The following is a 14919-nucleotide window of genomic DNA, read 5'->3' on the forward strand; positions in this document are numbered from 1 at the left end:
ACGCGCGCCCCCGCGCGGTGCAGCAGGTCGCCGAGCAGCGCGCCCGGTTGCGTGGAGTGGGCCGGCCAACCCGCGATCGTGACGGACCCGCCCGCGATCATCGCCGCAGCCAGGAAGGGTGCCGCGTTCGACAGATCCGGCTCGATCGTGACGTCTTTCGCCCGGACGGCGCCCGGGGCCACGATCCATTCGTTCGGCGCGGGGCGCTCCACGTGGACGCCGCGGTGCGCGAGCGCCTCGATCGTCATCTCGATGTGGGGGAGGCTCGGCAACCGCTCGCCGGTGTGGATGAGGTGCAGCCCGACGTCGAACCGCGGTGCCGCGAGCAGCAGACCCGACACGAACTGGCTCGAGCGGGATGCATCCATGTGCACCTCGCCGCCCCGCACGTGACCGTGGCCGCGCACGACGAACGGGAGCGACCAGTGACCGCCGTCGTCGATGTCGAGTCCGATATCCCGGAGGGCGCGGATCAGCTCGCCCATCGGGCGGTGAAGGGCCGTCTCGTGCGCCGTCAGCCGAACGTCTCCGTGCGCGAAGCCGGCGAGGGGTGCGACAAAGCGCATCACCGTGCCAGCCTGGCCGCAGTCGATTTCGCTGCCACCGGCGAACGGGGCGGGGGGCGTGATGATCCAGTCGTCACCGAACGGACCTTCGCCGGGCGACGGCTCGATCTGTGCGCCGAGTGCCCGCAGCGCCCCGACCATCCGCTCGGAGTCCTGTGAGTGCAGGGGAGAGAGGACACGGCTCGGTCCGTCGGCCAACGCAGCGAGGACCAGTTCGCGACTCGTCAACGACTTCGAACCAGGAATCGACAGGCGCGCATCGAGGGGTGACACGGCCACGGGCGCTCGCCAGGCAGTGGGCTGAGGCGCATCAGAAGATGTCTCGTCGGCGCGAGGGGAATAGCCGTGCGGTGTCATCGGGTTCTACTCTATCGAGCCCCGAGAGGACACGATGATTCGGACGATGGAACGCACTCCTGCGTCGCTCGTTCTGGCGCGCCTAGACTGGGACGTCATGGACGAGCAGCCTGAACCAGAGGTCGACGTCGCGCCGGCGCAGATCGCACGCGCCCAATTCGAGGATCAGGCGCTTCCGTTCATGGACCAGCTTTACGGCGCGGCCATGCGGATGACGCGCAATCCCGCGGATGCTGCGGATCTGGTGCAAGAGACGTTCGTGAAGGCTTTCGCCTCGTGGGCCACGTTCCACCAGGGCACCAACCTGAAGGCGTGGCTCTACCGCATCCTCACCAACACCTATATCAATACGTATCGCAAGAAGCAGCGCGAGCCGTACCAGGGCACGATCGATGACCTGGAGGACTGGCAGCTCGGGGGAGCGGAGTCGACGACCGCGTCGACGAACCGATCCGCCGAGGCCGAAGCGATCGATCACATGCCCGCGTCCGTCGTGAAAGACGCCCTGCAGGCTATCCCGGAGGACTTCCGGTTGGCGGTGTACCTCGCGGATGTCGAGGGCTTCGCCTATCAGGAGATCGCCGACATCATGAAGACACCGATCGGCACAGTCATGAGCCGCCTTCACCGTGGAAGGCGATTGCTTCGCGAAATGCTGGCCGAATACGCACAAGAGCGGGGCATCGTCTCCGCCAGTCCGGGAGCGAAGAAATGACCGATTGCGGTTGTGACCAGGCGAGGCGAGACCTCGAGGAGTACCTGCGAAACGAAGTGTGCAAGACGCAGCACGCCGACATTCGCGAGCATCTGGAGAAATGCCCCGGATGCCGCGACGAGGCTCTCGTTGCCAAGACCCTCACCGATGTCCTGGCGCGGGCCTGCCGCGAGAGCGCGCCCGAAGACCTTCGTGATCAGGTGCTCGCGAAGCTGCGCACCGTCCAGGCGGCCCACCACTAGAAGCGGTATCTGGGTGGGCGGGTAGCCTCGAAGGATGGCACGCACAGACGCCCGCACCCTTCCCCTCGACGAAATATCCACGGCTGCGCTCGCGCAGCGCGCACTGCTGTATCGCCTGGTCGACCCGGCAGATCCCGAAGCATTGCGAGCGTATTCGACCGCCGAGGCGCGCGGATTCCTCGGCGAAGAGCCGACGGATGACGAAGCGCGGGAGTTCGGGGAGTCGATCGGCTACCGCCGCCGCATTGGCGTCTACGACGAGGCTGGGCTCGATCCGCAGGTTCCTGTCGCCACGGTGAACTCGTGGGTCGGCGAGCTCTCCGTACCCGGCGACCGCGTGACGCCGTTCTGGGCGATCAGTGGCGTTACGGTGTCGCCGGCCCGGCGGCGTCGAGGCATTGCGCGCGCGATGCTCGAGGGCGAGCTGCGCACCGCCCGCGACGCAGGAGTGGCCGTCGCGGGGTTGACAGTCTCTGAGGCGACGATCTATGGCCGCTTCGGATTCGCCCCCGCGGTCGAGGCGACGACGTGGGATATCGACACACGCCGGGCCGGATGGCGGGGCGGCGACGTGCCCGGATCGTTCGACTACGTCCGCCGGGAAGAGGCCGTGGCGCTACTGGAAGACCTGCACGAGCGCGTCCGCGTGACGCGGCCGGGCGATGTGGATGGCTGGACGGGGCGATGGCGCCAGTTCGCGATGATTGCGGGTGGCTCGAAGGAGCCGGGCCGCACGCGCGTCGTGCGCTACGCCGACGCAGAAGGCGTCGTGCGCGGTGCGGTTGTTTACCGCCTGACTGAGGACCCGGCCGACATGGCGCGCCACACGCTCGACATCACCTATCTCGTGGCCGATGGTGACGAGGCGTACCGCGCGCTCTGGGGTTTCGTCCTGCGCCACGATCTCGTGTCGCGCGTTCGGGCGTCGTTGCGGTCGGTCGACGAGCCGCTCCCGTGGCTGCTCGCCGATCGACGCGGTGCCCACGTCTCGGTTCACGATCACGAGTGGCTGCGGATTCTCGACGTTCCCGGCGCTCTCGCGGGGCGCGGATACGCTGCCGCGGGAACGCATGTCATCGCGGTGAGCGATCCGCTCGGCTTCGCAGAGGGGACATGGATGCTCGAGATCGGGACGGATGGCGAGGCCCGGGTCACGCCCACAGACGCGACGCCGCAGGTATCGATGCCCGTTGCATCCCTCGCAGCGCTCTACCTCGGGGGAGTGCACGCGGCGACTCTGCGCTCGGCTGGTCAGCTGACCGGGGAGGACGACGCGGTGCGTGCGTTGAGCAGGGCGTTCTCGGGCGACACCGCGCCGGCGCTCGGCATCTGGTACTGAGGGCGAGGCGCGGGCCGTTTCGTCTCGGCCTTGCGGGCCTCGCTCAACGACCGAGGACATCCCGGTCGTTGAGCGAGCAACGCGAGTCGAAACGACGAATCCGAACGACTACTGGGCCGGCGCGAGGGCCTTCTTCATCAGCTCGGCGTGCTCGATCGCGTGGACCTTCGGCGAGCCCGTCGCGGGCGAGGCTGCGGCGCTGCGTGAAACGACGCTCATCGTGCGGCCCTCGAGATGCTTGACCACCTCGAGTGCGATGAACGGCCACGCGCCCTGGTTCTCGGGCTCGTCCTGAACCCACACCAGCTCGGCACCCGGGTATCCGGCGATGACGGCCTTCAACTCGTCGATCGGCGCCGGGTAGTACTGCTCCAGGCGCACGAGCGCGATCGAGGGGTCGGGATTCTTCTCGAGCTCGCCGCGCAGGTCCCAGTGAGTCTTTCCCGCGTGCAGCAGGACCTTCTTGACCTGTGATTTTTCGATGCCGCGGTCATCGTCGAGCACCGGCTCGAACCGGCCGGACGTGAACGCCTCGACCGGGCTCGTCGCACCGCGCAGACGCAGCATGGCCTTCGGGGTGAAGACGATGAGCGGGCGGCGCGGACGCGCATAGGCCTGACGGCGCAGCAGGTGGAAGTATGACGCGGGCGTCGACGGGCGCGAGACCGTCATGTTGTCCTGCGCGCACATCTGCAGGAACCGCTCGATGCGGGCCGACGAGTGGTCGGGGCCTGCGCCCTCGTAGCCGTGCGGCAGCAGCAGCACGACGCTCGACTGCTGGCCCCACTTCTGATCGGCCGACGTGATGAACTCGTCGATGACGGACTGGGCTCCGTTGGCGAAGTCGCCGAACTGTCCCTCCCACAGCACGAGTGCGTCGGGCCGCTCGACCGAATAGCCGTATTCGAAGCCCATCGTGGCGTACTCGCTGAGGTACGAGTCGTAGACCCAGAAGCGCCCCTGGCGATCGCTCAGGTTCGTCAGCGGGATCCACTCCTGACCGTTGGCCCGGTCATGCAGCACCGAGTGGCGCTGGACGAAGGTGCCGCGGCGCGAGTCTTGACCCGCGAGGCGCACGTTGGTGCCCTCGAGCAGCAGCGATCCGAAGGCGAGCAGCTCGGAGAAGCCCCAGTCGATGGTGCCGTTGCGGCTCATGTCGTAGCGCTTGTCGAGCAGCTGCTGGAGCTTCGTGTGCACCGTGAAGCCCTCGGGCTTGTTCACGAAGGCATCGCCGATCAGGTGCACGACATCGGTTGCGACCCCGGTGGTCTCGATGTCGCCCCAGGTCAGTTCCTCGACCTCGGCATCGGCATCCGTGATGACACCGTGCGAACCGGTTTCGGCGGCGTGCGTCTCGGCGAAGGCGATCTCGAGGCGATCCTGGAAGTCGCGCTTGGCTTCTTCGTACTCTTCCTCGGTGATGTCGCCGCGGCCGACGAGGGACTCGGTGTACAGCCGACGGACCGAGCGCTTCGCCTCGATCAGGTTCGTCATGAGCGGCTGCGTCATCGAGGGGTCATCGCCCTCGTTGTGGCCGCGTCGGCGGTAGCAGACCAGGTCGATCACGACGTCGCGGTGGAACTCTTCGCGGTACTCGAAGGCCAGCTGCGCGACGCGCGTCACGGCCTCGGGGTCATCGCCGTTGACGTGGAAGATCGGCGCCTGGATGGTCTTGGCGACATCCGTGGCGTACACCGACGAGCGCCCGTCCTGCGGGAGCGTGGTGAAGCCGACCTGGTTGTTGACGACCACGTGGATCGTTCCGCCCGTGCGGTAACCCCGCAGTTGCGACATCTGCAGGGTCTCGACGACGACGCCCTGACCGGCGAAAGCCGCGTCGCCGTGAACGAGGATCGGCAGCCACGAGAACGTCCCGATGGCCTTGCGGTCCTGCTTTGCGCGCACGATGCCCTCGAGCACGCCATCGACGGTCTCGAGATGCGACGGGTTGGCCGCGAGGTAGATCGGAAGCTCAACGCCGTGGTCGTCGATGAAGGTGCCCTCGGTGCCGAGGTGGTACTTCACATCGCCCGAGCCGCGCTTGTTGCCGAGCGCGACGCTGCCTTCGAACTCGCGGAAGACCTGACCGTAGGTCTTGCCGGCGATGTTGGTGAGAACGTTCAGGCGGCCGCGGTGGGCCATGCCGATCGCGGCTCCATCGAGCCCGGCGCCCGCGGCGCCCTGCAGGATCTCGTCGAGCAGCGGGATCAAGGACTCGCCGCCCTCGAGGCTGAAGCGCTTCTGCCCGACGTACTTGGTCTGCAGGAAGGTCTCGAATGCCTCGGCCTCGTTGAGCTTGCTGAGGATGCGCAGCTGCTCGTCGTGGGTCGGCTTGGTGTACTTGATCTCGACCTTCTGCTGGAACCAGCGGCGCTGGCCCGGGTCCTGGATGTGCATGTACTCCAGGCCGATCGTCCGGCAGTAGGAGTCACGCAGAACGCCCAGGATGTCGCGGAGCTTCGCCATCCGCTTGCCACCGAAACCACCGGTGACGAATTCGCGGTCGAGGTCCCAGAACGTCAGCCCGTGCTCTTCGATCTCGAGGTCGGGGTGCGTGCGCTGCTCGTACTGCAGCGGGTCGATGTCGGCCATCAGATGTCCGCGTACACGGAAAGAGTTGATGAGCTCCTGCACACGGGCCTGCTTGTCGATCCGCTCGGCGATGTCGACGTTGATGTCGGCGGCCCAGTGGATCGGCGCGTACGGGATGCGGAGCGCGGCGAAGATGTCGTCGAAGAAGTGGTGCTGACCGATCAGGCGCTCGTGCACCTTCTTCAGGAACTCGCCCGAACCGGCACCCTGGATGACGCGGTGGTCGTAGGTGCTGGTGAGCGTGATCGTCTTGCCGATCGCGAGCTCGTTGAGGGTCTTCTCGCTCGCACCCTGGAACTCGGCCGGGTACTCCAGTGCGCCGGCGCCGACGATGCAGCCCTGGCCGCGCATGAGGCGTGGGACGGAGTGGACCGTGCCGATGCCGCCGGGGTTGGTGAGCGAGATCGTGGTGCCCTGGAAATCCGCCGCCGTCAGCTTGTTGTTGCGGGCGCGCGACACGATCTCTTCGTAGGCGCCGAGGTACTCCCCGAACGTCATCGACTCGGCGCGCTTGATGCTCGGGACGAGCAGGGCGCGGGTTCCGTCGGGCTTGGGGATGTCGATCGCGATGCCCAGGTTGATGTGGGCGGGCGCCACGACCGAGGGCTTGCCGTCGATCTCGGCATAGAAGACGTTCTGGCTCGGGAAGTCCTTCAGCGCCTGAATGATGGCCCAGCCGATGAGGTGCGTGAAGCTGACCTTGCCGCCGCGGGTACGAGACATGTGGTTGTTGATCACGATGCGGTTGTCGATCATCAGCTTCGCCGGGATCGTGCGGACGCTCGTGGCGGTCGGGACGGTCAGCGACTCGTCCATGTTCGCCGCGAGGGCCTTCGGCATGCCGCGCAGCGGCGTGATCGTGTCTTCTTCGAGCGGCTCGGGGGCCGGGGCCGCCTTGGGCTTCTCGGGCGCCTGCGCGGGGATCGGCTGCGGTGATGCCGGGCGCGTCGTCGTGCGTGCGACGGGCTGTGCGCCGATGACCGGGATGGGCGCCGTGACGGGTCGCGGCTCGCTCTTCGGTTCGGATGCGGCGGGCTCAGCAGCCGCTGCGGCCGACTGCTGCGGAGCGGAGCTCGATGCCGACGGGGCGGTGCTCGCGGCCGACGGAGAAGCAGATGCATCCGATGCGTCGTCGACATCGACCGGGTGATACGCCTCCAGAGTCGGCCACCACGCCTTATCTACGGAGTTCTTATCGACTTTGAACTGTTCGTAGAGTTCGTCGACGAGCCATTCGTTGGCCCCGAACTCTCCCTCGTTCGAAGTCCCGACGCCTGTCACCTGGCTCGACACGCTGGATCGCCCTCTTTCATCGATGAAGGTCGTCGCGCAGCGCCTCTTCGTGGCCCACGCGCACGAACACCTAGGTTATCTCAGATCCCAGCGACCCGCCGCGGACGAGGCCGTCGTTCGTGCCCCGCGGCGGGCCCGAGTGGCTACCGTGGAAGCATGGAATTCTCGGGTGAGCGGCCAATGGTGGATCTGACCTATTCGGATGTCTTCCTGGTGCCACGGCACTCGGCGGTCACCAGTCGCCTTCAGGTCGACCTGGCACCGCACGATGGCACCCCGGCCACGATCCCGATCGTCTCGTCGAACATGAACTCGGTCACGGGTGCTCGCCTCGCCGCGACGCTCGCCCGCCGGGGTGGTTTGGGCGTGCTGCCTCAGGACATCCCGCTGCAGGAACTGGATGCTGCTATCCGCTGGGTCAAGCGTCAGCCCGTGCTGTGGGACACCGCACTCGTGCTGCCGCCCGAGGCGACCGTCGCGGCAGCGCTGCGCATCCTGCCCGCGACTCCCGGGCACGGCATCGTGGTCGCCGACGGTGGCGAGGATGTTTCGGCAGCGGACATCCGGGGCATCGTTCCGGCGTCCCGGCTGGCCACAGCTTTGCCGGACGCTCGGCTGGGAGACCTCGCGCGAGGCGACACGCCCTCGCTCGAGGCGGAGGACGTCGAGGATCCCCGTGCGGCTTTCGACACGATCGTCGCCGCCGGTGTCGACGTGGTCTGCGTCCTGCGGCACGGGCGCCTCGTCGGAACGTTGAGCCGCCGGAGCGCGCTGCGCTCGACGCTGTATCGGCCCGCTGTCGATTCATCGGGCCGCCTGGCCGTCGCGGCGGCGGTGGGCATCAACGGGGACGTCGCAGCCAAGGCCAAGGCGCTCGCGGCGGCCGGAGTCGACGTGCTCGTCGTGGATACCGCGCACGGACACCAGGACGGGATGCTCGCGGCGCTCCGGACGGTGGCCGAGCTCGGACTCGACATCCCGATCGCGGCGGGCAATGTCGTCACGGCAGAGGGTGTGCACGATCTCGTGACGGCCGGCGCGTCGATTCTGAAGGTGGGTGTCGGGCCGGGTGCCATGTGCACGACGCGCATGATGACGGCGGTCGGGCGTCCGCAGTTCTCGGCCGTGCTCGAGACCGCCGAGGCGGCGCGGATCATGGGTGCGCACGTCTGGGCGGACGGTGGTGTGCGATACCCCCGCGACGTCGCGCTCGCACTGGCGGCGGGTGCCGCATCCGTCATGATCGGTTCGTGGTTCGCCGGCACGATCGAGGCGCCGGGTGAGTTGCTCACGGATGCGAATGGCCGGGTGTTCAAGGAGTCGTGGGGGATGGCCTCGACCAAGGCCGTGCACGACCGGTTCGGGCGCCTCGACCCGTACGAGCTTGCCCGCAAGGAGCTGTTCGCCGAGGGGATCTCGTCGTCGAAGATCTACCTCGACCCGCTCCGTCCCGGGCTCGAAGATCTGCTCGACATGATCACGTCGGGTGTGCGGTCGTCCTTTACATACGCGGGGGCGGCGACGGTTTCGGAGTTCCACGACCGGGCCCTCGTCGGTCTGCAGTCCGCCGCGGGCTACGAAGAAGGCAAGGCGCTCCCGGTCAGCTGGTGAGCGGGGGCTTCACACGTCCGGGTCCCTCCGAAGCATCCGGTCACACGTCGGCGCCTGTTCGCGGCATCCGCGCCATAGATCGACGTAGCGGATGCGGCAAACTGGCGCCGTCATGTTGCGCGATGTCTGGGGCCGGACGCGGCGATCATGGTCGGGGCAGGCAGCTCGGCAGCCCGTCGGACGTGAGGATGTCGTACAACACACGCGCATTGTCCGCGTCTACGGGTTCCCACCGACTGAATCCGCGCACCTCCCGGCGAATTTCGTTCTCGCGGTTCTTCTCATCAATGACGATCGCGACGGGGTCTCGATCTGCACCGAAATCCGGGCTGCGGTACTTCCCTCGACCGTCGAGCTCAGCCCAGTGGTCGTAGGTCGGAAAGTAGAAGTCGCCGAAGACGAGCCGTCCCGAGCGCAGGACCCGCCGCTCCTGAAGGCGCGGCGTAGGGAAACCCAGCCGCGCAAGCAGCACCCGACTCTGCGACTCGCGAACGTTAGCGGCGAGCGGATTCGCGAAGCTGATGGCCCGGAGGGCGCGAGGGTTCCCGCGGTGTCGATTGTCGAGTTCCCAGAGTCGCTCGATCTCGGCGCGCGTCGTGAGCGCGCCGCCCGGCCGTTCCTGACGGATGGCTTGGTCGACGACGGCGACTCCGTCGACAAAGGGCAGAGCGCGAGCGAGGTCGAGCGCCGTTTGGGCTGGCGTTGTCACGCGATGTCGGCCCCACGGCTGAGTCTCCGGCTCACCGTGCTCTCGAGTGCGGCGACGGACGTCTCCGCTCGAGCGTCCGCCCGATGAACGCGGCACCGTCACGTCGACGAGCTGCGGCCAAGGACCCAGAACATCTATCCCGTGGATCGAGGCGGCAGCGAAGTGCGACAGAACTGCCGGTCGGCGCATCCTGCGCGCGACCTCGGATACCCGGGTGCGATGCCGGTCAAGAGGTGTTCCTGACCGCCAATCGGACGTTCGTGCAAATGCACCCGGCGCTATTCGAGTCCACTCGCCCGAGGCCAAGAGCCTTCTGAGCTTGCGATCATCGATGGGTTCGTCGCGGTCGGTGCGGCGGATGATCTCGATCGGGAAGATCCGGGCTGCTGTCACGCCTCGATCATGGCGTTGCGGGATTCGCTCAGGCTCCCCGAATGCGGCGGACGGCGATCAGGTGGCTGCGGAGGGTGATGGGGAGGACGGTTAGGGCCGTGGTCGCGTTGCGAGGGGGTCGTCACACGTCGGCGCCTGTTTGCGGCATCCGCGCCATCGATCGACGTAGCGGATGCCGGGTAGTGGCGCCATCGTGGTGCGCGGGCGCGCTCGGCGCCGTGGGGTGGGGTGCGGGCGCGAAGTCGTGCACTCGGCGGGCGCGGCTGCGCGGACCTCGGGTAAACTCGACCCCACGATGGACGACCCCCCCAGTTGTAGACGCTCGCCCCACCGCCCGATCGAACCCGCGAGGGTCGACGCGTGACGTACGAGTTGGTCATGCTGGGAGTGGGGCTTCTGCTCATCGTGGGCACCGGCCTGTTCGTGGCCAGCGAGTTCGCCCTCGTCAATCTGGATCGTGCCGACCTCGAGGCGAGGCGCGAGCGGGGTGAATCCCGCCTGTCGCTCACGATCGGTGCGCTGAAGATCACCTCGACCCATCTCTCGAGCGCGCAGCTGGGCATCACGCTCACGACGCTCCTCACGGGTTACACGATGGAGCCCGCGCTCTCGAGCCTGCTGCGTCCCGTGCTGACGGGATGGGGGATGCCGGAGGCCCTCGTCTCGCCGATCGCGGTCATCGTCGCCATCTCGGTCGCGACGATCTTTTCCATGATCCTCGGCGAGCTCGTGCCCAAGAACTTCGCTCTCGCGTTGCCGCGACAGACCGCGAAGCTCGTGCTGCCGTTCCAGGTGGCATTCACGATGGTGTTCCGTCCCGCGATCGTGCTGCTGAACGGCTCGGCCAATGGCGTTCTGCGTGCCATCGGCATCGAGCCGAAGGAAGAGTTGTCGGGCGCCCGCACAGCCGAGGAACTCTCGTCCCTCGTCCGGCGCTCCGCGAGCGCGGGTCTGCTCGAGCAGGACACCGCCTCGCTCCTGAACCGCACGCTCCTGTTCTCGCGGCTCACGGCCGACGACGTCATGACCCCTCGCCCGAGCATGCATTTTGTTGCGCGTGACGACTCCGCCGACGACGTCATCCAGCTCGCACGTCGCACGGGCCACAGCCGATTCCCCGTCATCGGCGACTCGCTCGACGACATCGTGGGCGTCGTGCACCTGAAGGCGGCCGTCAGCGTGCCGCGCGAGAAGCGAGCGGATGTCCCGGCCGCCGCCCTCGCCACGGAACCGCTGCGCGTGCCCGAAACCGTGCACCTCGATGTCCTGATCGCCGAGCTGCGTGCCCGCGGCTACCAGCTCGCGATCGTCGTCGACGAGTATGGCGGAACGGCCGGTGTCGTCACCCTCGAGGACCTCGTCGAAGAGATCGTCGGCGAGGTGTCGGATGAGCACGACCGCAGCCGCGCGGGCCTCGTCCGCGGCAAGGACTCGGTCACGTTCCCCGGGAACTGGCGACCGGATGAACTACAGGATCGCACGGGCATCCGTGTCCCCGAGGGCGAGGTCTACGACACGATCGGGGGGTTCATCATGAGCCGCCTCGAGCGCATCCCCGCGCCGGGCGACACGGTCGAAACCGACCACGGTGTGCTCGCCGTACAGCGGATGGATGGACGCCGCGTCGACCGCATCCGCTTCACACCTCACCCCAGCGACGCCGATGGACTCGATAGCGAGCCATCGCAGACGACGGGAGCCGAGCGCATCCTGCGAGGCCGCGGGACGGAACCGAATGGTCGCGGCGCCGCGACGAAGAGCGGGGGTGCCTCGTGAGCGATTGGGCAGGAATCGTCTGGTTGGTCGTCCTCCTGGCGTTCAACGCCTTCTTCGTCGGCGCCGAGTTCGCCGTGATCTCGGCCCGACGCTCGCAGATCGAGCCGCTCGCGGAGAAGGGGTCGCGCGCCGCGAAGACCGCCCTCTACGCGATGGAGCACGCGACACTCATGCTCGCGACGTCGCAGCTCGGCATCACGATCTGTTCGCTGCTGATCCTGAACGTCTCGGAACCGGCGATCCACCACCTCCTGGCGGTGCCGTTCGGGCTGACCGGGCTGTCGGAAGCCGTCGTCGACGTCGTCGCGTTCGTCGTGGCGCTGCTGATCGTGTCGTACCTGCACGTGGTGTTCGGGGAGATGATCCCGAAGAACCTCGCGTTCTCGGTACCCGACCGCGCGGTGCTCATCCTCGCGACGCCGCTCGTGTGGGTGTCGAAGCTCTTCCACCCGGTGATCGCGACCCTCAACTGGATCGCGAACGCCGTGCTGCGCCTGTTCCGGGTCGAGCCGAAGAATGAGGCCGCGTCGACATTCACGCTCGACGAGGTGGCCACGATCGTGAGCCAGTCGACCAGCGAGGGCGTGCTCGACGACTCGTCGGGCGCGCTCGCCGCGGCGGTGGAGTTCACCGACAAGAAGGCGCGCGATATCGCGGTGCGATTGGACCAGCTCGTGACCCTGCCCGAAACGACGACGCCGGCGCAGATCGAGCGAGCCGTCGCGGTGCACGGCTTCTCGCGCTACGTCATCGTGGATGCCGCGGGTGAGCCGGTCGGATACGTCCACCTGAAGGACGTCCTGCGGTCAGCGGATGTCCCGGATGAGCGACTCGATCGGCCCGTGCCCGCCAAACGCATCCACCATATGGTTCCGGTGCAAGAGACGACCGACCTCGAGGACGCGCTCGCGACCATGCGTCGGACGGGTCGCCATCTGGCGCGAGTCCGCGACCAGCGGGGTGAAACGACCGGTGTGCTGTTCCTCGAGGACATCATCGAGGAGCTCGTCGGAGAGGTGCAGGACGCCACACGCCGGCGCTGAGTTGCGTCGTTCGCGCGTCGCTGTCGCATTTCGGCGGGGACGTCGGCGGCGGGGTCTAGCGTGGCGGCATGACCGCGTTCCGCATAGACGTCCCGCAAACCGTCCTGGATGACCTCGCTGATCGTCTGGCACGCACGCGATGGCCCGATTCGGTCGTCGAGGACGACTGGTCGTGGGGGACCGACCCCACGGCGTTGCGGACGCTCGTCGATCGGTGGACGAACGGATACGACTGGCGCGCGACCGAGGCACGGTTGAACGCTCTCGAACACGTGCGGATCGGAAGTCCCGCGGTTCACGCGATCCGTGCGGGAACGCCGGGAATGACCCCGCTTCTGCTCGTGCACGGGTGGCCCGACTCTTTCCTGCGGTTCGAAAAGGCGTTGCCGCTGCTCGCGGACCGGTTCGACATCGTCGTGCCCAGCATCCCCGGATTCGGGTTCTCCGACCGACCCCAACAACCGGGCTCGGGCTCGGCATACGTCGCAGACCTGCTGGCCGCCACGATGAGGGAGCTCGGGTTCGACCGCTACGTGGTGCACGGCGGTGACGTCGGCAGCACGATTGCGGAGACGATCGCTCATCGCCATGCGGATCGCGTGATCGGGGTACATCTCGGCGATGTGCCGTTCTGGCACCGCTACACCCTCGACCCGGCATCCCTCGATGACGACGAGAAGGCCTGGGCCGACTCGATGACCGAGTGGAGCCAGACCGAGGGCGCCTATGCCCTGCTGCAGCGCACGAAGCCGCAGACGCTCGCGTACGCCCTCACCGACTCGCCGATCGCTCTGGCGGCGTGGTACCTCGAGAAATTCCGCGCCTGGAGCGACAACGGCGGTGACGTGTTCAGCGTATTTACGCCCGACGAGCTCCTGGATGACATCACGCTGTACTGGGTCACGTCCACGGCCGCCTCGGCGGCGCGCTACTACCGCGACTCGGCCCTGCACCCGCCCGGCACGACCGGTGCGGCGCCCGTTCCGGCCGGATTCGCGATCTTCCCGAAAGACATCCACCCGGCGCCGCGCGTCTATGCCGAGAGATATTTCGACGTGCGTCGGTGGGCGCAGATGCCGCGAGGAGGCCACTTCGGGCCATGGGAGCAGCCGGAGCTGTTCGCCCGCGAACTACGCGGATTCGTCGACGACCTGGGGTGATCTCTGGCCCGCCTGATCCGCGGGTCAGGCGGAGCGTGCCGGGATGAGTGCTGCGCGAGCGTACTGCGCCGGCCACAGGTCGGCGCCCTCGCCGAGTTCGACGGCGGCGCGCAGGCCGAAGTGCGGGTCGCGAAGCCACTCGCGCGCGGCGAAGATCGCGTCGGCGTCGCCCTGCTGCAGGATCTCTTCCGCCTGCGAACCCTCGGTGATCGAGCCGACGGCGCTCACGAGCAACCCGGTTTCGCGACGGACATAGGCCGCGAGAGGAACCTGGTAGCCGGGGCCGGTCACGATCTGCTGGTGCGCGACCAATCCGCCGCTCGAGATGTCGAACAGGTCGGCGCCCGCTGCGGCGGCCCACACGGAAACCGTCGCCGTCTCCTCGACGCTCCAGCCGCCCTCGGCGGCATCCGTGCCCGAGAAACGCACGAACAGGGGCACCGCGTCGCCGACCTCGGCCCGCACTGCGGCGACGATCCGCAGCAACAGGCGGGCGCGATTCTCGAGGCTGCCGCCGTACTCGTCGGTGCGCTGGTTGCTGAGCGGTGAGAGGAACTCGTGCAGGAGGTAGCCGTGGGCCGCGTGGATCTCGAGGACATCGAACCCGGCCTCGATCGAACGCCGCGCGGCGGAGACGAACCCTTCGACGATGGCGTCGATGCCGGACGCATCGAGCTCGCGAGGCTCGGCGTACCCCCGGTAGGCGAGGGCCGAGGGAGCGAACGTCGTCCAGCCACCCTCGTCGAGGGCGACGCTGCCGTGGCCGCGACCGGCGAAGGGCCACCACGTCGACGCCTTGCGGCCGGCGTGGGCGAGCTGAATGCCCGCCGCGGCGCCGCGGGCGTGGATCGACGCGACGATGGGGGCCCAGGCATCCCGCTGCTCGTCTGTCCAGATGCCCGTGTCGCGCGGCGAGATTCGTCCCTCGGCCACGACGGCGGTCGCCTCTGCGACGACCAGGCCCGCGCCGCCGGATGCGAACTGGGAGAGGTGCACGTGGTGCCAGTCGTTCGGCACGCCCTCTTCCGCGCTGTACATGCACATGGGGGCGACCCACAGCCGGTTGGCGATCTCGGTCGCGCGAATGGTCATGGGCTGGAACAGCAGGCTCACAGGGGCTCCT

11 protein-coding genes are annotated in these 14919 nt (G+C 67.9%); 7 read left to right on the forward strand and 4 right to left on the reverse strand.

Going from position 1 to position 14919, the window contains the following annotated elements; all coding sequences use genetic code 11:
• On the reverse strand, positions 1 to 923 hold a 923-nt coding region (locus MIC448_RS15960; protein ID WP_144238081.1), incomplete at its 3' end, for a 3-phosphoshikimate 1-carboxyvinyltransferase.
• 46 nt (positions 924 to 969) lie between these two features.
• Between MIC448_RS15960 and MIC448_RS15965 the strand changes: the two genes are divergently transcribed.
• From MIC448_RS15965 to MIC448_RS15975, 3 genes are read left to right on the forward strand one after another with little or no spacing between them, the layout of a single operon-like run.
• Positions 970 to 1638: a sigma-70 family RNA polymerase sigma factor gene (locus MIC448_RS15965; protein WP_036301982.1), complete on the forward strand. Its 669-nt coding sequence runs from the start codon at positions 970 to 972 to the stop codon at positions 1636 to 1638.
• The gene (locus MIC448_RS15970; protein ID WP_036301984.1) at positions 1635 to 1880 is read left to right on the forward strand and encodes a zf-HC2 domain-containing protein; all 246 of its coding nucleotides are present in this window, start codon (positions 1635 to 1637) and stop codon (positions 1878 to 1880) included. The genes MIC448_RS15965 and MIC448_RS15970 overlap by 4 nt, the downstream gene beginning before the upstream one ends.
• A gap of 34 nt (positions 1881 to 1914) precedes the next feature.
• Positions 1915 to 3219 carry a GNAT family N-acetyltransferase gene (locus MIC448_RS15975; protein ID WP_036301986.1) on the forward strand — a complete coding sequence of 435 codons (1305 nt, stop codon included), beginning with the start codon at positions 1915 to 1917 and terminating at the stop codon, positions 3217 to 3219.
• Between the two features lie 108 nt (positions 3220 to 3327).
• On the opposite strand, the gene MIC448_RS15980 is transcribed toward MIC448_RS15975, so the two are convergent.
• Positions 3328 to 7104, reverse strand: coding sequence for a multifunctional oxoglutarate decarboxylase/oxoglutarate dehydrogenase thiamine pyrophosphate-binding subunit/dihydrolipoyllysine-residue succinyltransferase subunit (locus MIC448_RS15980; RefSeq protein ID WP_036301988.1), 3777 nt, complete (start codon positions 7102 to 7104; stop codon positions 3328 to 3330).
• A 156-nt stretch (positions 7105 to 7260) separates the two neighbouring features.
• Between MIC448_RS15980 and MIC448_RS15985 the strand changes: the two genes are divergently transcribed.
• Complete coding sequence (locus MIC448_RS15985; protein WP_036301989.1) at positions 7261 to 8715, forward strand: GuaB1 family IMP dehydrogenase-related protein; 1455 nt, start codon at positions 7261 to 7263, stop codon at positions 8713 to 8715.
• Between the two features lie 145 nt (positions 8716 to 8860).
• On the opposite strand, the gene MIC448_RS15990 is transcribed toward MIC448_RS15985, so the two are convergent.
• The gene (locus tag MIC448_RS15990; RefSeq protein ID WP_036302020.1) at positions 8861 to 9424 is read right to left on the reverse strand and encodes a hypothetical protein; all 564 of its coding nucleotides are present in this window, start codon (positions 9422 to 9424) and stop codon (positions 8861 to 8863) included.
• Positions 9425 to 10195: 771 nt separating this feature from the next.
• Here MIC448_RS15990 and MIC448_RS15995 point away from each other — a divergent pair.
• From MIC448_RS15995 to MIC448_RS16005, 3 genes are all read left to right on the forward strand, one after another.
• Complete coding sequence (locus MIC448_RS15995; RefSeq protein WP_081766491.1) at positions 10196 to 11593, forward strand: hemolysin family protein; 1398 nt, start codon at positions 10196 to 10198, stop codon at positions 11591 to 11593.
• Positions 11590 to 12636 (forward strand): hemolysin family protein, encoded by a 1047-nt coding sequence (locus MIC448_RS16000; RefSeq protein WP_036301992.1) that lies wholly within the window; start codon positions 11590 to 11592, stop codon positions 12634 to 12636. The genes MIC448_RS15995 and MIC448_RS16000 overlap by 4 nt, the downstream gene beginning before the upstream one ends.
• Before the next feature lie 68 nt (positions 12637 to 12704).
• Positions 12705 to 13796: an epoxide hydrolase family protein gene (locus tag MIC448_RS16005; protein WP_036301994.1), complete on the forward strand. Its 1092-nt coding sequence runs from the start codon at positions 12705 to 12707 to the stop codon at positions 13794 to 13796.
• A gap of 24 nt (positions 13797 to 13820) precedes the next feature.
• On the opposite strand, the gene MIC448_RS16010 is transcribed toward MIC448_RS16005, so the two are convergent.
• Positions 13821 to 14909, reverse strand: coding sequence for an NADH:flavin oxidoreductase/NADH oxidase (locus MIC448_RS16010; protein WP_036301996.1), 1089 nt, complete (start codon positions 14907 to 14909; stop codon positions 13821 to 13823).
• Positions 14910 to 14919: the final 10 nt, after the last annotated feature.

This window comes from Microbacterium sp. C448, from assembly GCF_000582705.2.
GTDB lineage: Bacteria > Actinomycetota > Actinomycetes > Actinomycetales > Microbacteriaceae > Microbacterium > Microbacterium lacus_A.